This is a genomic window from Streptomyces sp. NPDC002446 (assembly GCF_053595675.1).
Genome location: NZ_JBSFYC010000045.1, coordinates 20,841 through 40,665, shown reverse-complemented (window position 1 = coordinate 40,665; position 19,825 = coordinate 20,841). Strand labels below are relative to the sequence as shown.

The following is a 19,825-nucleotide window of genomic DNA, read 5'->3' as shown; positions in this document are numbered from 1 at the left end:
GACAAGGGGTTGGGAGGTCGCTGATGGGTGCGCTCCTCTGGTTGCTGATTCCGGTGGGGGCCGGGCTGATCGCCGCGGTCTGGAGCAGTTGGGCCCTGCGGAACCGCAAATCCGGGGATGTCGCGGAGCTCGCGGGCTACGCGCGATTCCGTGACGCGATGGAAAAAGAGCATTCCGTTTCGCACCCCGCACCGGCCGCCTCCGATCCGGCCTGACGTCCGTCCGTCACCCGAACGCAGCAGCAAGCGGTGCCCCGCGCGCCCCTTCCGCGTGCGGGCGGGTGTTCGACCCCGTACGGACGGCCCCGCGGGCCGGTTGTCATACCCGTCCCGTACTGTCGTTCCATGCCACGCCGCACCGCGACGCTGCTCGCCTCGACCCTGATGTTCATCGTGCTGATCATCGTGGGCCTGCTGCTCCCCGTGCCGTACTCGGAGATGTCGCCGGGGCCGACGGTCAACACGCTCGGCGATCACGACGGCGAGCCGGTGCTGCAGATCGCCGAGCGCAAGACCTACCCGACGACCGGTCACCTCAACATGACCACGGTCCGGGTCACCGGCCCCGACTACACCATGAACCTCTTCCAGGCGGTCTACGGCTGGCTCGACCACGACAGCGCCGTGGTGCCGCACAAGACCCTCTACCCCGAGGGACAGACGGCCGAGCAGGCCGACCAGGAGAACGCCGAGGAGTTCAGCCAGTCCCAGGAGAGCGCCAAGGTCGCCGCCCTTCAGCAGCTGCGCATCCCCGTCGCCACCCAGACCGTCGTCAGCTCCGTCGTCAAGGACAAGCCCGCCGACGGCCGGCTGCACGCGGGCGATGTGATCAAGGCGGTGGACGGCACGGCGGTCAAGCAGGCCAGTGACGTCGCCAAGCTCGTCACCCGGCACAAGCCCGGCGAGAAGGTCGTCTTCACGGTCATCCCCGTCAAGGAGGCGGCCGCGGCGGAGAAGCGGGGCAAGAAGCCCGAGGGCGGTACGGCCCAGGTCGCGATCACGACGCAGAAGGCGCAGGACGGCCGGGCCATCGTGGGCATCCAGGCCGGCGTGGACCACACCTTCCCGTTCCCCATCGACATCAAGCTGGCCGACGTCGGCGGCCCGAGCGCCGGGCTGATGTTCGCGCTGGGCATCATGGACAAGCTCACGCCCGGGGACATGACGGGCGGCAGGTTCGTGGCCGGTACGGGCACGATCGACGACAAGGGCAAGGTCGGCCCGATCGGCGGCATTTCGATGAAGACGGTCGCGGCGCGCGACAAGGGCGCGGAGTTCTTCCTGACGCCCAAGGACAACTGCGCCACCGCCGCCAAGGACACCCCGGGCGGGCTGCGCCTGGTCAAGATCGACACGATAGGCGACGCCGTCAAGGCACTGGACAAGATCCGCAAGGGCGACCTTGCCGGCCTGCCGAGCTGCAGCCCGGCAGGCCGGTCGTAGCGCGCGACCGGAGACCGGCCGGCGCCGGTCTCAGTCCTCGAAGGTCGCCGCGAGCGCGTCGGCGAGGCCCGGGACCAGCCGCGAGCCGGTGAGCACCTCGGACGTGGAGTCCTTCTCGCGCAGCCGCAGCGCCGATTCGCGGCGCCCGTCGCGCAGTACGGCCACCGTCATCCGGACCTCCTGGCGGTCCGGATGCCCGGCGACCCACTTGGCGAGCTGCGCCTCGTCCATGCCCTCGGGCTCGGAGTCCTCGGCGGACGGGGGCAGCATCAGCCGCTCCACGGTCAGTGCGCAGCCGGTGACGGCGTCCGGCCAGGCGATGGTGGCGAGGAACTCGTCCAGCGGCACACCGGCCGGGATCTCGTCCTGTTCCACGGGGGTCAGGGAAGCGGTGGTGGAGTCGTCGATGCCGAGCTGGCCGGCGAGCGCGGGCTCCTGGGCGCGCAGCTTGGCGGTGTCGACGAGGGCGAACAGTCGGGCGGGCTGATCCCAGCCGAGCCCGGCGCTGTACTCATCGATCTCGAGCACCGCGCGGGTCAGCGGGTCGGCGGCGAGGGGAGTGCCGTCAACGGGGAGGTTGGTCATGCTCAACATCGTGCCTTGTGTACCCCGGAAATCGGGAACTGGGTAAAGCCTTCGTAAGTTGCATCACTGGGTCCTACTATCGCCGGGCCTGCTCCACACGACAGCGAACTTCGAGGTGCGCACCTTGGCTTTCCAGATGCCGGACCGCGGCGGAGGCCCGACAGGGCCACGGATCAGAGTCGGCCGACCTTCGCGGCGGATCCGGACCCTGCTCATGACATTGGGTGTGCTGGCCGTTTTGGCCATGCTCTTCGTGATGTTTGCGGGATTTTGGACCGATTGGCTGTGGTATCGGTCGGTCAAGTACTCGTCGGTCTTCACCACCACCCTGTCGACCAAGATCGGTCTGTTCTTCGTCTTCGGCGTCCTGATGGCCGTGGCCGTAGGCCTCAACATCTGGCTGGCGCACCGCCTGCGGCCGCCGCTGAGCGCGATGTCCATGGAGCAGCAGAGCCTGGACCGCTATCGGATGAGCATCGCGCCGTTCAAGAAGTGGGCGCTGATCGCCATCACGGCGGTGGTCGGTCTGATCGCCGGCGCCTCCGCGTCCGGTGAGTGGCGTACATGGCTCCAGTGGGTCAACGGCGTCCCGTTCGGGAAGAAGGACCCGCAGTTCGGCAAGGACGTCGCCTTCTACGCGTTCGACCTGCCCTGGTACCGCTTCCTGCTGAGCTTCGGCTTCGCCGCCGCGGTGCTGTGCCTGGTCGCCGCCGCGCTGACGCACTACCTCTACGGCGGACTGCGGCTGACCAGCCCCGGTTCCCGGGCGACGGCCGCGGCCACCGGCCATCTGTCGGTGCTGCTCGGCATCTTCGTCTCGCTCAAGGCGATCGCGTACTGGCTCGACCGGTACGGGCTCGCGGTCAAGTCCAGCGGCCTGAAGTCGGCCGAGAACTGGGCGGGTCTGCGCTATGTGGACGCCAACGCCTATCTCCCGGCGAAGACCATCCTGTTCTTCATCGCGGCGATCTGCGCGGTGCTGTTCTTCGCGACGCTCTGGCGGCGTACGTGGCAGCTGCCGGTGATCGGCTTCGGCCTGATGGTGCTCTCGGCGGTCCTGATCGGCGGGCTGTACCCGGCCATCGTCCAGAAGTTCCAGGTCCAGCCGAACGAGCAGGCCAAGGAAGCGCCGTACATCAAGCAGAACATCAAGGCGACCCGGGACGCGTACGGCATCCAGGACGCCGAGGTCACGCCGTACAAGGGCAACTACAAGCCCACCACCAAGGAGGACGGCCAGCGGCTGCGCGACGACGCCGACACCACGGCCAGCATGCGGCTGCTTGACCCGAACGTGGTCTCGCCGGCCTTCCAGCAACAGCAGCAGGTGCGGGCGTACTACCAGTTCCCCTCCACCCTCGACGTCGACCGCTACAAGGACGAGGACGGCGCCGACCAGGACACCGTCATCGGTCTGCGTGAGCTGAACATCGCCGGTATCCCCGAGCGCAACTGGATCAACGACCACTTCAAGTACACCCACGGCTATGGCGTGGTCGCCGCGAAGGGCACCGAGGCCGGCGACGGCGGCGGACCGAAGTACACCGAGTCGGACCTGCCCGCCAAGGGAGAGCTCGGCAAGTCCGTCGGCAAGTACCAGCAGCGGGTGTACTACGGCGAGAAGACCACGCAGTACTCCATCGTCGGCGGTCCGCAGAAGGAGCTGGACTACTCCGACGACAGCGGCGAGAAGAGCTACAGCTACCGCGGCGACAGCGGGGTCAACCTCGCCAACCCGATCAACCGCGCCGCGTACGCGGTGGCGTTCGGGGAGCCGCAGATCCTCTACTCCGGCGCCATCGGCGACGGCTCGCGGATCCTCTACAACCGCACGCCCAAGGAGCGCGTCGAATCCGTCGCTCCGTGGCTGACCATCGACGGCGACGCCTATCCGGCGGTCATAGACGGCCGGATCAAGTGGATCGTGGACGCCTACACGACGAGCAACGGCTATCCGTACGCCTCGCGCACCACGCTCGGGGACACCACGGCCGACTCGCTCACCGACGGCCAGCGGGCGGTGGTGGCCCAGCAGAACCAGGTCAACTACATCCGCAACTCCGTCAAGGCGACGGTGGACGCGTACGACGGCTCGGTCAAGCTCTACCAGTGGGACGAGAAGGACCCGGTCCTCAAGACCTGGATGAACGCCTTCCCCGGCACGGTCGAGAAGAAGAGCGCCATCAGCAACTCGCTCAAGGAGCACCTGCGCTATCCGCAGGACCTCTTCAAGGTGCAGCGCCAGCTGCTGACCACGTACCACGTCACGGACCCGGGGACCTTCTACACCGGCTCCGAGCGCTGGCAGATCCCCAGCGACCCGACGACCAAGTCGGGCAACGCGGTACCGCCGTACTACCTGAGCATGAAGATGCCGGATCAGAAGGACCAGTCCTTCTCGCTGACGACGACCTTCACGCCCAACAAGAAGGACAACCTCGGGGCCTTCATGGCCGTGGACGCCAATGCGACCAGCGGCGACTACGGCAGGATCAGAGTGCTGAAACTGCCCGCGCAGACACCGGTCCCCGGTCCACAGCTGGTGCAGTCGAAGTTCAACTCCGATCCGGTCATCGCCAATGAGCTCAACATCCTCAAGAAGTTCGGCGATTCGGAGATCGAGTACGGCAATCTGCTGACCGTGCCACTGGACGGCGGACTGCTCTACGTCGAACCGGTGTACCTGCGCGGCGCCAACACCAACTACCCCCTGCTGAAGAAGGTGTTGGTCAGCTACGGCGACAACAAGCCCGTTCTGGAGGACTCCCTCAAGGACGCGCTGGATGTGGTCTTCGGCAAGAAGGCGCCCAGCTCGGGTACGGAGAAACCGCCGGGCGACACCGACACGGGCAAGCAGCCACCGGCCGACCAGACGGTGCAGCAGGCCCTGTCCGACGCCCAGAAGGCCTACGAGGAGGGCGAGAAGGCCCGCGTCTCGGGCGACTGGGGCGCCTACGGCGAGGCCCAGAAGAAGCTCAAGGCGGCGCTGGACCGGGCCGCGAAGGCGTCCGAGAAGGGCGGCGGGTCGGGCGGCTGAGCCGGCTGGCAGCGGTCCGCGGCCCTGCGGCCGCCGGTGTGCAACCGGCGGCCGCGGGGCCGCGCCGGTGCGGGCACGGTCCGTCGCCGTGATAGATTGATGACACAACGACGCGGGGTGGAGCAGCTCGGTAGCTCGCTGGGCTCATAACCCAGAGGTCGCAGGTTCAAATCCTGTCCCCGCTACGGAAAGCCGAAGGCCTGGATCCGAACAGATCCGGGCCTTCGTCATGCGTTCGGGTCGATCCTGGCAAAGGCCGGGTCGCGCGGCCTGTGTAGGGAACCTGTGTGCTTGAGTTTGACATGTCGCCGTGTCGGGAAGTCGACAAACCGCTGAAGTGACCTCACTGGCTGCGGTATACCAGGTGTACGCGGGTTACAGGTGATGCGACGATGGGTCTTATGGGGGACAAGGCAAGGTTGTTGGAGACGGACCGGTTTGTACATGCGCCCGACGACGGGCGCGAATCCGAGCTGCAGATGGACGCGATGGAGGCCGCGGAGGCCGCCGAAGCGTCCGATGCCGTGACCGAGAACGGCCACCGCCGGGCCGCCGAGGCGGGCGACACCGCCGCGATGAGCGCGCTCGGCGCGATGCTGCTGCGCCGCGGTGACCTCGACGGCGCCGAGCCGCATCTGCGCTCCGCGGCCGCCGCGGGGGACCGCGCCGCGGCCAACAACCTCGGCGTCCTGCTCCATCAGCGCGGCTACGGGGACGAGGCGGCCGGCTGGTGGCGGATCGCCGCGGTCGCCGGTTCGGCGGCCGCCGCGCACGCCCTGGGCCGGCACTACCGCGAGCGCGGCGACGAGCCGGCCGCCGAGTACTGGCTGCGCCAGTCCGCCGAGTCCGGCCACTGCCTGGGCGCCTACGCACTCGCCGATCTGCTGGAGCACCGCGGCGACATCGGCGCCGAGCGCTGGTTCCGGGCCGCCGCCGAGCGCGGCCACCGCGAGGCCGCGTACCGCCTGGCCCGGCTCATCGAGGACGGCCGCGACACGGACCGCCGCACGGTGCCCGCCTACGGGGAGCTGAACCAGCAGGAGGAGGCCGAGCAGTGGTACCGCCAGGCCGCCGCGCGCGGCCACCGCAGGGCGGCGCTGCAACTGGGCGCGCTCCTGGAGGACCGCGGCGACGTCCAGGAGGCGGGCCGCTGGTACCTGTCCGCCGCCAAGGACGGTGAGGCCCGCGCCGCCTGTGCGCTGGGCTACCTGCTGCGCGACGCCGGCGACGAGGAGAGCGCCGCGGAGTGGTGGCGGCGTGCCGCCCAGGACGGCGACGGCAACGCCGCCAACGCGCTGGGCGCACTGCACGCCGACCGCGGCGAGCTGCAGAGCGCCGAGCGCTGGTACCGCGTGGCGCTGGACGCCGGGGACGTCAACGGGGCCTACAACATCGGGCTGCTGTGCACCAAGCAGGGCCGGGCCGGGCGGGGTGAGCAGTGGTACCGCCGGGCCGCCTACGCCGGGCACCGCGAGGCCGCCAACGCGCTGGCCATCCTGCTGCTGCAGCGCGGCGACGCCTCGGGGGCCGAGCCGTGGTTCTCCAAGGCGGCCGAGGCGGGCAGCGTCGATGCCGCGTTCAACCTCGGCATTCTCTTCGCCGGCCGCGGTGAGGAGCGGATGGCGCACACCTGGTACGAGCGCGCGGCCGCGGCCGGGCACACGGAGGCGGCGCTGCAGGTCGCCATCGTGCAGCTGCGCGACGGCGAGCTGCAGCACGCGGAGCGCAATCTGCGCTGTGCGGCCGGCGGCGGCAGCGCCGAGGCCGCCTTCCGGCTCGCGGACCTGCTGGACCGCAGGGCCGCGGCGGCGGGTGAGGGCCTGCCCGACAGCGAGCGGGGGGCGGACGACGAGAGCATGCAGTGGTACGAGCGGGCCGCCCGGCAGGGCCACCGCCGGGCCCAGGTCCGGGTTGGCATGTTCGCGGCGGCTCGCGGGGAGGTCGCCGAGGCCGCGGCCTGGTACCGAGCGGCGGCCGAGTCCGGAAGCCGTAACGGCGCCTTCAACCTGGGGCTGCTGCTGGCCCGCGAGGGCAGCCTGCCCGAGGCGGCCCTGTGGTGGCAGCGCGCCGCCGAAGGCGGGCACGGACGCGCCGCCCTGCGGCTGGCGCTGATCGCCGCCCGGCGCGGCGCGCTCGCGGAGGCGCAGACCTGGTGTGCACGCGCGGTCGAGCTGGGGCCGCCGGAGGTGGCGGAGCGCGCGGCGCGGCTGCGGGCGGCGCTCCAGGACGAGCTCAGCGCGTAGCGGTGCGCCCGGAAGTCCGGGAACGGTCCGCGGTGCCGTTTCCGGGCGTTTCCCGGGTGTGGGGAAGGGATTTGCGCTGGTCGTCGGGCCGGGGTTAGAGTGAACCCACAACGACGCGGGGTGGAGCAGCTCGGTAGCTCGCTGGGCTCATAACCCAGAGGTCGCAGGTTCAAATCCTGTCCCCGCTACTCACAGGCCAAGGCCCGGATTCCATGGGATCCGGGCCTTCGTCGTATGCGCGGGGCGTGCGGGCCCGGCCGGGCCGGGCGCGCAAAGGAGCCCGCCGCCTGAGGGGCGCGGGCTCGGGTGGAGGGCGGTGCGGCCTGCCGCGGCGGGGCGGCCCGGACGGGGGCCGGCCCTTTGGGAGGTCAGGGGGTGCTGCGGCAGTTGGGGCAGATGCCCCGGTAGGTCACGCTGACCTCGGAGACCTGGAAGCCGTAGCGCTCCGGCTCGGGGAGGGCGGAGAGCGGGTCGCCCTTGACGTGCACATCGCGGATCGTGCCGCACTGCGAGCAGACCAGGTGCTGGTGGTCGTGGTGGGCGTTCGGGTCGTACCGCTTGGCGCGGCCGTCCGTGCTCACCTCGATCACCTCGCCGAGCGAGACCAGCTCGCCCAGGGTGTTGTAGACGGTGGCGCGGGAGATCTCCGGCAGTCGGTCGGATGCCAGCGCATGCACTTCGTCGGCGGTGTAGTGGACGTGGTCCCCGTCGAGGACCTCGGCGACGACGCGTCGCTGCGCGGTCAGCCGCCAGCCGCGTCCCCGGAGCCGTTCCAGCAGGTCACTCATGCCAATCACCTATCAGTCAGATAGAGCCAGGGTAGCAGTGGCCGGTTCCATCACCGGATCGTGTATGGCTTTCGGGTCCTTCTTGACTTAGACATTGTCCAATGTAGGATCGGGTTCGGCGCAAGCCAAGGGCAGGTGTAGAAGACATTCAGGAGGCGCACGTGTCGGTAGAGAGCACCAGCGGACCGCTGACCACGGAGGCCGGCGCTCCGGTCGGGGACAACCAGAACAGCGAGACGGCCGGTATCGGCGGCCCCGGCCTCATCCAGGACCAGCTCCTGATCGAGAAGCTCGCGCACTTCAACCGCGAGCGCATCCCGGAGCGCATCGTGCACGCCCGCGGTGCCGGCGCCTACGGCACGTTCACGGTGACCGCGGATGTGACCCGGTACACCCGCGCCAAGTTCCTCTCCGAGGTCGGCAAGCAGACCGAGACCTTCCTGCGCTTCTCCACGGTCGCGGGCAGCCTCGGTGCCGCCGACGCGGTGCGTGACCCGCGCGGCTTCGCGCTGAAGTTCTACACCGAAGAGGGCAATTACGACCTCGTCGGCAACAACACCCCGGTGTTCTTCATCAAGGACGCCATCAAGTTCCCGGACTTCATCCACACCCAGAAGCGCGACCCGTACACCGGCTCGCAGGAGGCGGACAACGTCTGGGACTTCTGGGGTCTGTCGCCCGAGTCCACCCACCAGGTGACCTGGCTGTTCGGCGACCGCGGCATACCCGCCTCGTACCGCCACATGAACGGCTACGGCTCGCACACCTTCCAGTGGAACAACGAGGCGGGCGAGGTCTTCTGGGTCAAGTACCACTTCAAGACCGACCAGGGCATCAAGAGCCTCACCCAGGACGAGGCCAACAAGCTCGCCGGTGAGGACCCCGACAGCCACCAGCGCGATCTGCGTACGGCCATCGAGCGGGGCGAGTTCCCGACCTGGACCGTGCAGGTGCAGATCATGCCCGCGGCCGAGGCGGCGAACTACCGCTTCAACCCGTTCGACCTGACCAAGGTCTGGCCGCACGAGGACTATCCGCCGATCGAGATCGGCAAGCTGGAGCTCAACCGCAACCCGCAGAACATCTTCGCCGAGGTCGAGCAGTCGATCTTCTCGCCGCACCACTTCGTGCCGGGCATCGGTCCGTCCCCCGACAAGATGCTGCAGGGCCGCCTCTTCGCGTACGGCGACGCGCACCGCTACCGCGTCGGCATCAACGCCGACCACCTGCCGGTCAACCGTCCGCACGCCACCGAGGCGCGCAGCCACGGCCGGGACGGCGCGCTCTACGACGGCCGCCACGGCGGACAGAAGAACTACGAGCCCAACAGCTTCGGCGGCCCCGCCGAGACCGGGCGGCCGCTGTGGCAGCCGGCCGCCGTCACCGGAGCCACGTGCGAGACCGCGGCGCCCTCGCACGCCGAGGACGACGACTTCGTCCAGGCCGGCAACCTCTACCGCCTGATGTCGGAGGACGAGAAGGAGCGCCTGATCGGCAACCTGGCGGGCTTCATCTCGCAGGTCTCCCGCGATGACATCGCACAGCGGGCGATCGAGAACTTCCGCAAGGCGGACGCGGACTACGGCAAGCGGCTGGAAGCCGCGGTCCAGGCCCTGCGCGGCTGAGGCGCCCTTTGCGGCCAAGCCGCCGCCGCTGTCGCGGAGGTGCGTGCCGGCCGTGGGGGTTGCCCGGTTGTCGCTTGCCGTACCAGCCGAAGAGGCCGGATGCCAGTGGGCTCCGGCCTCTTCGTGCGCCCGGCTCGGTCCCGGCTGCTTCGTGTGCGCGAGGAAGCCGGGGTGTCCGGGCCCCGTTCAGGCCGGTACGGCGCCCGCTCGTACGGCCGCGGTCGACCAGCAGCGCATGATGTCGCGTACGGACACGACGCCGACCGGTTCATGGTCGTTCAGCACGATCAGATGGCGGAAGCCGCCGCGCACCATGGCGTCCGCGGCATCGTCCAGGGTCCAGTCCGGGGCGGCGAAGACCACGTCGGGGGTGAGGTGGGTCTGGGCGGTCTCCCGGTCGGGATTCTCGCCCGCGCCCAGCGAGTTGAGGATGTCGCGCTCGGTGAGGATGCCGATGCCACTGTTGTCGTTGTCGAGGACCACGGCCGCGCCGATGCGGCGGGCCGCCATCAGCTGTGCCGCCTGGCGGAGGGTGTGAGCGGGCCCGATGGTGAGGACCACCGTGCTCATGGCGTCTTTGACGTACATGGGCATGGAGTGGAGCCACCTCCTTGGTGAATGTGCTTGCGAAGGAATTCACAAGTTCACAAAGTGGGGGATTCTCATGTTCACATGCCGTCCGTCGATGCAACAAGGGGGCGGGCGGTCGGACAGCCGTCCGGCCACTCGCCCCCTTCGGGCGCCTCTTCGCGGGTCAGCGCTTGGTGTCCCCGAGGTATCCCAGCAGGTCCTCGTGCAGCAGGCCGTTGGAGGCCGCCGCATTGCCGCTGTGCGGGCCGGGTTTGCCGTCCAGGCCGGTGAACTGCCCGCCGGCCTCCTTGACCACCACCGCACAGGCCGCCATGTCCCACAGCGACAGCTCCGGCTCCGCGCAGATGTCCACGGACCCCTCGGCGACCATCATGTACGGCCAGAAGTCGCCGTAGGCCCGGGTGCGCCAGCAGTCCCGGCTCAGGTCGAGGAAGCCGGCCAGGTTGCCGCGCTCCTCCCAGCCGGTCAGTGACGAGTACGCGAACGACGCGTCCTGGATGCGGCCGACCTTGGACACCTGCAACCGGGTCGCGGAGGTCAGGCTGCGGCCGGTGAAGGCCCCCAGGCCCTCCGCCGCCCACCAGCGGCGGTTGAGCGCGGGCGCCGAGACGATGCCGACCACCGGGCGGTCGCCGCCCTCGCCGCGCTCCATCAGCGCGATCAGCGTCGCCCAGACCGGCACCCCGCGGACGTAGTTCTTCGTGCCGTCGATGGGGTCGATGATCCAGCGGCGCGGTCCCGCGCCCTCGCTGCCGAACTCCTCGCCGAGCACCGCGTCCCGTGGCCGGGCCCGCTGGAGCTGGCTGCGGATCAGCTCCTCGGCGCTCTTGTCCGCCTCGCTCACCGGGGTCATGTCCGGTTTGGTCTCGACCTTGAGGTCGAGCGCCTTGAAGCGCTCCATGGTGGCGGCGTCCGCGGCGTCGGCCAGCACATGGCCGAGGCGAAGATCATCGTGATAGTCGGGCATGTGCGAACAGTATCCATTGGTATACGCCGGAGCCACATGGCCGTGCCCGGCCGGGCGTGTGTCGCCGCGCGCCGCGGTGGGCGGGCGCCGGGTGTGGCGCGGGGACCGGCTCCCGGCGGTGCCCCTGTGACGACCCTTGACAGTCCCTGAGGCCGCGTCAATTCTGTGCGGAACCCGGCCACCTGGGCCGGCGGCCGGGGAGGCGATGGATGTCCGCAGCGCGTGAATCCCTGCTGGATGCCGCCTACACGGCGCTGATGTCCCGGGCCTGGACGGCCGTACGGATGGTCGATGTCGCGGCCGCGGCCGGGGTCTCCCGGCAGACGCTCTACAACGAGTTCGGCAGCAAGGAGGGGCTGGCCCGCGCCCTGGTGCGCCGGGAGACCGACAGCTACCTCGCCGGGGTCGGCCGGGCGCTGGCCCGCGGCGGCACTCCGGCGGCCGGGACGCGGGCCGACGCGGCGGCCCGGATGGCGGCCGCGGCCGCCTGGACGCTGCGCACCGCACGCGTCAATCCGCTGGTCAGGGCCGCGCTGACGGGCTGCTGGGGAGACCGGCTGCCGGCCCCGGCGCCGCACCCCGCACCGCTGGGGGCCGCCCGGCCCGGCGTGCCCGCGCAGCGCACCGGGCCGTCCGCCGAGGGGGCGCTGCCGGAGCCCGCCGAGCTCGTCGGCCGGCTCCGCGATCAAGCGGTCGCCGTGCTGGAGGCCGACTGGCCCGAGGAGGAGCTGGCCGCCCTGGACGCCGCCTGCGAGACCGCGGCGCGGCTGACGCTGTCCTGTGTGGTCGCCCCGGCCACCGCGGCGCCCAGGCGCGTGACGGCCCGGCGGATCCGGCGGGAGGCGGAGACGGAGGCGGTGTCGCGTCTCGTACGCGGTGCCTTCGCGCGGCTGCAGGGCGGCGCGGAGCCGGCCGGTTCGGAGCCAGCCGAGCGGTGCTGACGGGGCGTCACCGGAACCGGCGGCGGCGTGCGGAGTCCGGCGCGCCGGACCCGCCGTGTCAGTGGGCGGAGCCCGACAGCTGCAGCCCGATCACGCCGACGATGACCATCGTGATGGAGACGATCTTCAGGGTGGAGACCAGGTCGCCGAGGAAGATCATGCCGTAGATCGCGGTGCCCGCCGCACCGATGCCGGTCCACACCGCGTACGCCGGGCCGACGTCCAGCTTGCGCAGCGCCAGCGTCAGCAGACCGAAGCTGCCCAGCGCGAAGACCGCGAAGGCGATGGTCGGGTAGAGACGGGTGAAGCCGTGCGAGAGCTTCAGGCAGACCGCGAACCCGGTCTCCAGGAGCCCTGCCACCACCACCATCAGCCACGCCATGGCCCATTGCCTCCGTCGGCTGGATGGGTGACGAGGGATGATCAGGCATCAGCCCTCACTCATCTGGGGCCCCGTCCGGGCGATCAGGACCTGGTGACCAGTTCGCCAGCCTTGTGTGATTATGCATTTACCTGGGGTGGGCGGGGCCAAACTTCGGTGATCAGTCGCCCTCGCGTCGCTCCCGGGTGGCCAGCAGACGGCGCAGCGAGTAGAGGCGGGCCGGTTCGGCGTGACCGTCGCCGACCCACGCGTCCAGTGCGCAGTCCGGCTCGTCATGGCTGCACGCGCGCGGGCAGTCCACGGTGCCCGGCTCCAGGTCGGGGAAGGCGTGGATCACCCGGGACGGGTCGACGTGGTGCAGCCCGAAGGACCGTACGCCCGGGGTGTCGATCACCCAGCCCGAGTCGCCGGGCAGGGGCAGGGCCAGCGCCGACGTGGTGGTGTGCCGGCCGCGGCCGGTGACCGCGTTGACATGTCCGGTGGCCCGGCGGCGCTCCGGGACCAGCGCGTTGACCAGCGTCGTCTTGCCGACGCCGGAGTGCCCGACGAACGCCGTCATCCGGCCCGTGAGCGTCTCGCGGACCCGCTCGGCGGCGCTGCCGTCGGCGAGCTCGTCACGGTTGGTGACGATGTACGGGACGCCGAGCGCACCGTAGGACTCCAACAGGGCGTCCGCGGGCGCCAGATCGGACTTGGTCAGCACCAGCAGCGGGTCCAGCCCCGCGTCGTAGGCGGCGACCAGACAGCGGTCGATGAGCCGGGGGCGCGGCTCGGGGTCGGCGAGCGCGGTGACGATCGCCAGCTGGTCGGCGTTGGCGACCACGACGCGCTCGTACGGGTCGTCGTCGTCGGCCGTACGGCGCAGTGTCGAGGTGCGCGGCTCGACCCGGACGATCCGGGCGAGGGTGTCCTTGGTGCCGCTCAGATCGCCGACCACGGCGACCCGGTCGCCGACCACCGCGCTCTTGCGGCCCAGTTCACGGGCCTTCATCGCGGTGACCGTACGGCCCTCGATGAGGCAGGTCAGCCGGCCGCGGTCGACGGTCAGGACCAGGCCCTCGCCGGCGTCCTCGTGCTTGGGGCGGATGTTCGTGCGGGGGCGGTTGCCCTTGGGGTTGGGGCGGACACGGATGTCGTCCTCATCGGGGTTCTTGCCGTAGCGGCGCATGGCGGCGGTACCCCTCAGGCTCTCCGGGCGGGGGCCGCCGCCGGGTCGAGCATGTCCGTCCACAGCGCGGGGAAGTCGGGCAGTGTCTTGGCCGTCGTGGCGACGTTCTCCACCTCCACGCCCTCGACCGCGAGTCCGATGACCGCGGCGGCGGTGGCCAGGCGGTGGTCCTCGTAGGTGTGGAAGATCCCGCCGTGCAGCGGCCGCGGCCGGATGTGCAGCCCGTCGTCGGTCTCGGTGACGTCGCCGCCGAGTTCGTTGAGCTCCTTGGTGAGCGCGGCCAGCCGGTCGGTCTCGTGCAGCCGCAGGTGCGCCACCCCGCGCAGGGTGGAGGGGGAGTCGGCCAGCGCGGCGACCGCGGCGATGCCCGGGGTCAGCTCGCCGACCTCGCTCAGGTCGACGTCGATGCCGTGGATGCGGCCGCTGCCGGTGAAGGTCAGGCCGTGGTCGGTCAGCTCGCAGGAGCCGCCCATGGTGGTGAAGATCTCGCGCAGCGCGTCACCGGGCTGGGTGGTGTGCTCGGGCCAGTCGGGGATGGTGACCCGGCCGCCGGTGACCAGCGCCGCGGCCAGGAACGGCTGGGCGTTGGACAGGTCCGGCTCGACGACCAGATCGCGGCCGAGCAGCGCGCCCGGGGTGACCCGCCAGACGTTCGGCTCGCCGCCCGCCTCGGGGGTGTCCACCTGCGCGCCGACGCTGCGCAGCATGTCGACGGTCATCCGGATGTGCGGCATCGAGGGCAGCGCCGCGCCGACGTGCCGGACCTCGACGCCCTGGTTGAAGCGCGGCGCGGACAGCAGCAGGGCGCTGACGAACTGGGAGGACGAGGAGGCGTCGATCTCGACCGGGCCGCCGTCCAGGGCGCCGCCGCCGAAGACCGTCATCGGGAGCGCGCCGCGGTTGTCGTCGTCGATCCGGGCGCCCAGGGTGCGCAGCGCGTCGATGACGCCGCCCAGCGGGCGCTCGTAGGAGCGCGGGTCGCCGTCGAAGCGGACCGGGCCGTCGGCGAGCGCGGCGACCGGCGGCAGGAAGCGCATGACCGTTCCGGCGTTGCCGACGTCGATGGTGGCCGGGCCGTGCAGCCCCGCCGGGATGATCCGCCAGGCCTCACCGCCGCCGGGCTGCCCCGCGGCGTCGGCGGAGCCGGCCGGGCCGGACGAGCTGGAGGAGGCGGTCTCCTCGATGCCGACGCCCAGCGTGCGCAGCGCCTCGGCCATCAGGAGCGTGTCGCGCGAGCGCAGCGGGCGGCGCAGCCAGCCGGGCTCGGAGGAGAGGGCGGCCAGCACCAGGCCGCGGTTGGTGACCGATTTGGAGCCGGGCACGGTGACGGTTGCATCGACGGCCCCGGGGGCGAGGGGGGCGGGCCACAGGGCGGGGTGTGCGGGGCTCTCGGTCATGCCCTTACTTTAATGGCTGGGCAAGGGTGCCGATCTTGATCAAAAGTGGCGCAACCCCGCCGAAACATGGCACTGGTAGTGCGCTGGCTTGCCAGGGGCGCGTAACCGGCGGTAACGCGAGGCGTGGTGGTACGGGAACCGGCCGCCGTTGACGTCAGACGCCGAGCAGCCAGCGCCCGCCGCCTATCAGGGAGCACAGCGTCACCACGTGGAACAGGCCGAGCCAGACGGCCGCCGGGACGTTGGTCAGCCGCGCCAGCTGATCGGGGTCGGAGTCCCCGCCGCTGCCGCGCCGCCGCTTGCCCTGCAGTTCGAAGGGCGGCCGCACCCCGCCCAGCAGCAGGAACCACACCACCGCGTACGCGAACGCCGCCTGCACCGCCGCCGTCGTCAGCCAGGACACCAGCACGAACGCGGCGCCGGCCAGGACGACGGTGAGCACGCCGTAGGCGTTGCGGATCATGATCAGCATCGCCAGCAGCAGGGCCGTCGCGCCCCACAGCAGCGCCGTGATGTGCCCCGCGGCGAGCAGCGCGGCGCCCGCCAGGCCCAGCAGGGAGGGCGCGATATAGCCGGCCGCGGCGGTCAGCACCATGCCCAGACCGGTCGGCTTGCCGCGCGAAACGGTCAGACCCGAGGTGTCCGAGTGCAGCCGGATGCCGTCGAGGCGGCGGCCGGTGACCAGCGCGATCAGCCCGTGCCCGCCCTCGTGCGCGATCGTCACGGCGTTCCGCGACAGCCGCCAGGCGGTGTGCGGGACGACCGCGCCCAGTGCCAGCACCGCCGTGCCGATCACCAGCCAGAGCGAAGGAGCGGGCTGGGTCCCGAAGACGCGGCTCCATATGTCGGTGAGGTGGTCGGTGTCCATGTCTCCCCTTCGTGTGGCATGGCAGTGTGGCATGCATGTGCGGGAGGTATGCAGCGAGTCGGCGCCCCGAGGAACTGGCGGGGCTCTTCGGTGTGCAGCAGTGGGAGCCGAAGGAGACCCTGGCGCCCAGTTGGAACGTGGCGCCGACGGACGGCGTGCACGTGGTTCTGGAGCGTCCCCTCAAGGGCGGGGCGGCCGCCGCCTTTCCGCCGGGCCCGGTGCGCCAGCTGCGGACGCTGAAGTGGGGCCTGGTCCCGTCGTGGTCGAAGTCACCCGAGGGCGCCGCGCGAATGATCAATGCGCGGGCCGAGACCGTCCACGAGAAGCCGTCCTTCCGCCAGGCGTTCGCCGCCCGCCGCTGCCTGCTCCCCGGTGACGGCTACTTCGAGTGGGTCACCGACGCCGCCGAGCGGCAGCTGGAGGAGCAGGGCAGGAAGAAGCGGCCCCGCAAGCAGCCGTACTTCGTCACGCCCGCGGACGGTTCGGTGATGGCGATGGCCGGGCTGTACGAGTTCTGGCGGGACCGGACGCTGCCCGGCGACCACCCGCTGGCCTGGTGGGTGACCTGCACGGTCGTCACCACCGAGGCCGAGACCACCCCGCTGGCCGGGGCGGGCGGCGAGGGGCCGCAGTCGCTGGCCGACATCCACCCCCGGATGCCGCTGGTGCTGACCCCCGACCGCTGGGACGCCTGGCTCGATCCGGCCCGTACGGACCCCGACGAGCTGCGCGGGCTGCTCACGCCCCCGCCGCCCGGTCTGATGCGCGCCCATCCCGTCCCCACCGAGGTCAGCAACGTCCGCAACAACGGGCCCGAGCTGCTCACCGAGCTCGACGGTCCCGAGGTCGGCACGCTGTTCTAGGGACGGTGCCCCCGGGCGCCGGCATGGCTGTGTGCCCTCCGTGCGCCGCGGCGGGGCAGGATGGACCGTATGAGTACAGGGGCGAAGGAGACCGAGACGGTCGCGACATCGGCGGGCGAGGCCCGGATCACCTGGTACCGCGACGCGACACCGGCCCGTGCCGTGGTGGCCCTCGGTCACGGCGCCGGCGGCGGCATCGAGGCCCGCGATCTGGCGGCCCTGGCGGCCGTGCTGCCGGCCCGCGGCTACACCGTGGCGCTGGTCGAGCAGCCGTGGCGGGTGGCGGGCAAGAAGGTGGCGCCCGCGCCCAAGACCCTGGACGCCGCGTGGAGTGCGCTGTGGCCGGCGCTGGCGAAGCCGGGGCTCCCGGTGGTGGCCGGCGGCCGCAGCGCGGGGGCCCGGGTGGCCTGCCGTACGGCGCGCGAGCTGGGCGCCGAGGCCGTACTGGCGCTCAGCTTCCCGCTGCACCCTCCGGGCCGGCCGGAGAAGTCCCGGGCCGACGAGCTGACCGGCGCCGGGGTGCCGACGCTGGTCGTCCAGGGCGGGCGGGACCCGTTCGGCCGTCCGGAGGAGTTCCCGCCGGGGACCGAGATCACCGAGGTCGCGCACGGTGACCACGGCTTCGCGGTACCGAAGAAGGCGGGCGTCGGCGAGGCGGAGTCGATGGCGGTCATCACGGCGGCCACGGCGGCCTGGCTCGACGCGATGTTCACCTGACGCCTGCCGGGCCGCGGCCGGCTCACCCCTGCCCGCGCGGCCGGGCCCGTACGTGCATCCGCTCGCCCTGCCGGCCGAACAGGCTCAGCAGCTCCACCGGCTCGTCGCCCGCGGGGCCGAACCAGTGCGGCAGCCGGGTGTCGAACTCCGCGGCCTCCCCGGCCCGCAGCTCCACATCGCGGTCGCCGAGCAGCAGCCGCAGCCGCCCGGACAGGACGTAGAACCACTCGTAGCCCTCGTGCGTACGCAGCTCCGGCGGCCCGCCGCCCGGGTCGATGACCAGCTTGAACGCCTGCAGCGCGCCCGGCTGGCGGGTGAGCGGCACCACGGTGCGGTCCCCGCGCCGCACCGGCACCGCGCGCACCCGCGGATCGCCGACCTCCGGCGCCCCCACCAGCTCGTCCAGCGGCACCTGATGCGCATGGGCGAGCGGCAGCAGCAGTTCGAGGGTGGCCCGGCGGCCGCCGGACTCCAGGCGCGAGAGGGTGCTGACCGAGATGCCCGTCGCCTCGGACAGGGCGGCGAGCGTCACCCCGCGCTCCTGGCGCAGCCGCCGCAGCCGCGGCCCCACCTCGGTGAGCACCCGCTCGTAGGCGCCACCGGCCGTGCCGTTCGCGTCGTCGCGCGCTGTCTGGTCCACCCCTCCATTGCCGAAGGAGCAACGCGGTTTGTCAACTCATCCGCGAAAAGATCGGCGGCGGAACGGGAATGATCCGGCGCGGGCCGCTGTTGAGCGAGTCGTACGTACTCGAATTCGTCCGGCGAAGCATGAGGAATGGGAGTCCGCCGCATGGGAATCGCTTGCCCGGCCCGCCCGGCCGCAGACCTGCCGTGGTCGCAGACGCAGGTGACGCAGCCCGCCCTGGCTGGAGCGGCGGCGGCACCGGATCGTCGTCTATTCTCCGATTCGAGTGGGTCCGCTTCCGGATCCGTGGCGCTGCTGGAGGAGGTGGGTCCGGTCACCGGTACCGACGCAGGGACCGACGGCACGGCTGAGGAGCAGTCTGCGCGCGGACAGGAGAGCGCCGCCGAGCGCAATGCGCGCTTCGAGCGGGACGCGCTCACCTACCTCGACCAGATGTACTCCGCCGCGCTGCGCATGACGCGCAATCCGGCCGATGCGGAGGACCTTGTGCAGGAGACCTACGCCAAGGCGTACGCGTCCTTCCACCAGTTCCGGGAGGGCACCAACCTCAAGGCCTGGCTCTACCGCATCCTCACGAACACCTTCATCAACTCCTACCGCAAGAAGCAGCGCGAGCCCCAGCGCAGCGCCGCCGACGAGATCGAGGACTGGCAGCTGGCGCGCGCCGAGTCGCACATGTCGACGGGTCTGCGCTCCGCCGAGTCCCAGGCGCTCGACCACCTCCCCGACTCGGACGTGAAGGCCGCGCTCCAGGCGATCCCCGAGGAATTCCGCATCGCGGTATACCTCGCGGATGTCGAGGGGTTTGCGTACAAGGAGATCGCGGACATCATGGGGACACCCATCGGCACGGTGATGTCCCGGCTGCACCGTGGCCGGCGCCAGCTCCGCGGCATGCTGGAGGACTACGCCCGTGAGCGCGGGCTGGTCCCGGCGGGGGCGGCGGCTGCGGACCCGCAGGCCGCGCGGACGTCGGAGTCGCACGACCGGAAAGGCTCGGGATCATGAGCTGCGGAGACCCGCACGAGAAGGACTGCTCAGAGGTCCTTGACCACCTCTACGAGTATCTCGACCGCGAGATGCCCGCCGGTGAGTGCGCGGAGTTCCAGGTACATCTCGACGAATGCTCGCCGTGCCTGGAGAAGTACGGCCTGGAGCAGGCCGTCAAGAAGCTCGTCAAGCGCTGCTGCGGCCATGACGACGTCCCCAGCGACCTGCGCTCCAAGGTCATGGGACGGATCGACCTCATCCGGGCCGGCGAGGCCGTGCCCGAGGTGAGCGTGCTCGACCAGGCCCGGCACGAGCAGGCGCAGCGGGAGCAGGCGGACGCGACGGCCGGCGCCCAGGAGGCGGCCGGCCCGTCCGAGGCGACCGGTCCCGCCGATGCACGGAAGAACGCCACGCGCGCCGAATAAGGCGGCACATCACCCCAAGGGGTGAGGGGCGGGCGATTCGTCCCGCCCGATCCTCCGATGCGCCCTCCCCGGCGCCCCGGCCCCTCTATTCTCACCGAACCCTGTTGCACTGCGGATGCGACGCGAGCGCAGCGCGGCCGCGAGGGGTTC

General features: G+C 71.3%; 19 protein-coding genes and 2 tRNA genes. 12 read left to right on the top strand and 9 right to left on the bottom strand.

What is annotated here, in order from left to right; genetic code table 11:
- Positions 1 to 23 precede the first annotated feature (23 nt).
- A complete protein-coding gene (locus tag ACWD6P_RS24015) occupies positions 24 to 215 on the top strand; it encodes a hypothetical protein (protein ID WP_451446207.1) in 192 nt (63 codons plus the stop codon).
- Between the two features lie 129 nt (positions 216 to 344).
- The gene (locus tag ACWD6P_RS24010) at positions 345 to 1,442 is read left to right on the top strand and encodes a YlbL family protein (protein WP_451446206.1); all 1,098 of its coding nucleotides are present in this window, start codon (positions 345 to 347) and stop codon (positions 1,440 to 1,442) included.
- A gap of 30 nt (positions 1,443 to 1,472) precedes the next feature.
- On the opposite strand, the gene ACWD6P_RS24005 is transcribed toward ACWD6P_RS24010, so the two are convergent.
- The gene (locus tag ACWD6P_RS24005; RefSeq protein ID WP_451446205.1) at positions 1,473 to 2,027 is read right to left on the bottom strand and encodes a PPA1309 family protein; all 555 of its coding nucleotides are present in this window, start codon (positions 2,025 to 2,027) and stop codon (positions 1,473 to 1,475) included.
- A gap of 136 nt (positions 2,028 to 2,163) precedes the next feature.
- Between ACWD6P_RS24005 and ACWD6P_RS24000 the strand changes: the two genes are divergently transcribed.
- From ACWD6P_RS24000 to ACWD6P_RS23985, 4 genes are all read left to right on the top strand, one after another.
- Positions 2,164 to 5,064 carry a UPF0182 family membrane protein gene (locus tag ACWD6P_RS24000; RefSeq protein ID WP_451446229.1) on the top strand — a complete coding sequence of 967 codons (2,901 nt, stop codon included), beginning with the start codon at positions 2,164 to 2,166 and terminating at the stop codon, positions 5,062 to 5,064.
- Between the two features lie 111 nt (positions 5,065 to 5,175).
- A tRNA-Met gene (locus ACWD6P_RS23995) sits at positions 5,176 to 5,249 on the top strand.
- Positions 5,250 to 5,456: 207 nt separating this feature from the next.
- A complete protein-coding gene (locus ACWD6P_RS23990; RefSeq protein WP_451446204.1) occupies positions 5,457 to 7,307 on the top strand; it encodes a tetratricopeptide repeat protein in 1,851 nt (616 codons plus the stop codon).
- A gap of 114 nt (positions 7,308 to 7,421) precedes the next feature.
- Positions 7,422 to 7,495, top strand: a tRNA-Met gene (locus ACWD6P_RS23985).
- A gap of 180 nt (positions 7,496 to 7,675) precedes the next feature.
- Here ACWD6P_RS23985 and ACWD6P_RS23980 read toward each other — a convergent pair.
- A complete protein-coding gene (locus ACWD6P_RS23980; RefSeq protein WP_451446203.1) occupies positions 7,676 to 8,095 on the bottom strand; it encodes a Fur family transcriptional regulator in 420 nt (139 codons plus the stop codon).
- A gap of 161 nt (positions 8,096 to 8,256) precedes the next feature.
- On the opposite strand from ACWD6P_RS23980, the gene ACWD6P_RS23975 reads away from it, so the two are divergent.
- On the top strand, positions 8,257 to 9,720 hold the full coding sequence (locus tag ACWD6P_RS23975; protein ID WP_451446202.1) for a catalase: 1,464 nt from the start codon (positions 8,257 to 8,259) through the stop codon (positions 9,718 to 9,720).
- 186 nt (positions 9,721 to 9,906) lie between these two features.
- On the opposite strand, the gene ACWD6P_RS23970 is transcribed toward ACWD6P_RS23975, so the two are convergent.
- Positions 9,907 to 10,308, bottom strand: coding sequence for a CBS domain-containing protein (locus ACWD6P_RS23970; protein ID WP_451446228.1), 402 nt, complete (start codon positions 10,306 to 10,308; stop codon positions 9,907 to 9,909).
- Between the two features lie 166 nt (positions 10,309 to 10,474).
- On the bottom strand, positions 10,475 to 11,278 hold the full coding sequence (hisN, locus tag ACWD6P_RS23965) for a histidinol-phosphatase (RefSeq protein ID WP_451446201.1): 804 nt from the start codon (positions 11,276 to 11,278) through the stop codon (positions 10,475 to 10,477).
- Positions 11,279 to 11,487: 209 nt separating this feature from the next.
- On the opposite strand from hisN, the gene ACWD6P_RS23960 reads away from it, so the two are divergent.
- Positions 11,488 to 12,219 carry a TetR/AcrR family transcriptional regulator gene (locus ACWD6P_RS23960; RefSeq protein ID WP_451446200.1) on the top strand — a complete coding sequence of 244 codons (732 nt, stop codon included), beginning with the start codon at positions 11,488 to 11,490 and terminating at the stop codon, positions 12,217 to 12,219.
- Between the two features lie 58 nt (positions 12,220 to 12,277).
- Here the strand turns inward: ACWD6P_RS23960 and ACWD6P_RS23955 are convergent, their stop codons facing one another.
- The 4 genes from ACWD6P_RS23955 to ACWD6P_RS23940 form a co-directional block, all read right to left on the bottom strand.
- A complete protein-coding gene (locus tag ACWD6P_RS23955) occupies positions 12,278 to 12,601 on the bottom strand; it encodes a DMT family transporter (protein ID WP_451446199.1) in 324 nt (107 codons plus the stop codon).
- A 160-nt stretch (positions 12,602 to 12,761) separates the two neighbouring features.
- Positions 12,762 to 13,769: a ribosome small subunit-dependent GTPase A gene (gene rsgA, locus ACWD6P_RS23950; RefSeq protein ID WP_451446198.1), complete on the bottom strand. Its 1,008-nt coding sequence runs from the start codon at positions 13,767 to 13,769 to the stop codon at positions 12,762 to 12,764.
- 14 nt (positions 13,770 to 13,783) lie between these two features.
- Positions 13,784 to 15,166: a 3-phosphoshikimate 1-carboxyvinyltransferase gene (gene aroA / locus ACWD6P_RS23945; RefSeq protein ID WP_451446197.1), complete on the bottom strand. Its 1,383-nt coding sequence runs from the start codon at positions 15,164 to 15,166 to the stop codon at positions 13,784 to 13,786.
- A gap of 154 nt (positions 15,167 to 15,320) precedes the next feature.
- Positions 15,321 to 16,034, bottom strand: a complete 714-nt coding sequence (locus ACWD6P_RS23940; protein ID WP_451446196.1) for a M50 family metallopeptidase — start codon at positions 16,032 to 16,034, stop codon at positions 15,321 to 15,323.
- A 35-nt stretch (positions 16,035 to 16,069) separates the two neighbouring features.
- On the opposite strand from ACWD6P_RS23940, the gene ACWD6P_RS23935 reads away from it, so the two are divergent.
- Complete coding sequence (locus tag ACWD6P_RS23935) at positions 16,070 to 16,897, top strand: SOS response-associated peptidase (RefSeq protein ID WP_451446195.1); 828 nt, start codon at positions 16,070 to 16,072, stop codon at positions 16,895 to 16,897.
- 69 nt (positions 16,898 to 16,966) lie between these two features.
- Positions 16,967 to 17,614, top strand: a complete 648-nt coding sequence (locus tag ACWD6P_RS23930) for an alpha/beta hydrolase family protein (RefSeq protein WP_451446194.1) — start codon at positions 16,967 to 16,969, stop codon at positions 17,612 to 17,614.
- Positions 17,615 to 17,636: 22 nt separating this feature from the next.
- Here ACWD6P_RS23930 and ACWD6P_RS23925 read toward each other — a convergent pair whose 3' ends face one another.
- A complete protein-coding gene (locus ACWD6P_RS23925; RefSeq protein ID WP_451446193.1) occupies positions 17,637 to 18,254 on the bottom strand; it encodes a helix-turn-helix domain-containing protein in 618 nt (205 codons plus the stop codon).
- A gap of 309 nt (positions 18,255 to 18,563) precedes the next feature.
- Here ACWD6P_RS23925 and ACWD6P_RS23920 point away from each other — a divergent pair, with 309 nt between their 5' ends.
- Together ACWD6P_RS23920 and rsrA are read left to right on the top strand one after the other, a co-directional pair.
- Positions 18,564 to 19,268 carry a sigma-70 family RNA polymerase sigma factor gene (locus tag ACWD6P_RS23920; protein ID WP_451446227.1) on the top strand — a complete coding sequence of 235 codons (705 nt, stop codon included), beginning with the start codon at positions 18,564 to 18,566 and terminating at the stop codon, positions 19,266 to 19,268.
- Positions 19,265 to 19,675 carry a mycothiol system anti-sigma-R factor gene (gene rsrA, locus ACWD6P_RS23915; RefSeq protein WP_451446192.1) on the top strand — a complete coding sequence of 137 codons (411 nt, stop codon included), beginning with the start codon at positions 19,265 to 19,267 and terminating at the stop codon, positions 19,673 to 19,675. The genes ACWD6P_RS23920 and rsrA overlap by 4 nt, the downstream gene beginning before the upstream one ends.
- Positions 19,676 to 19,825: the final 150 nt, after the last annotated feature.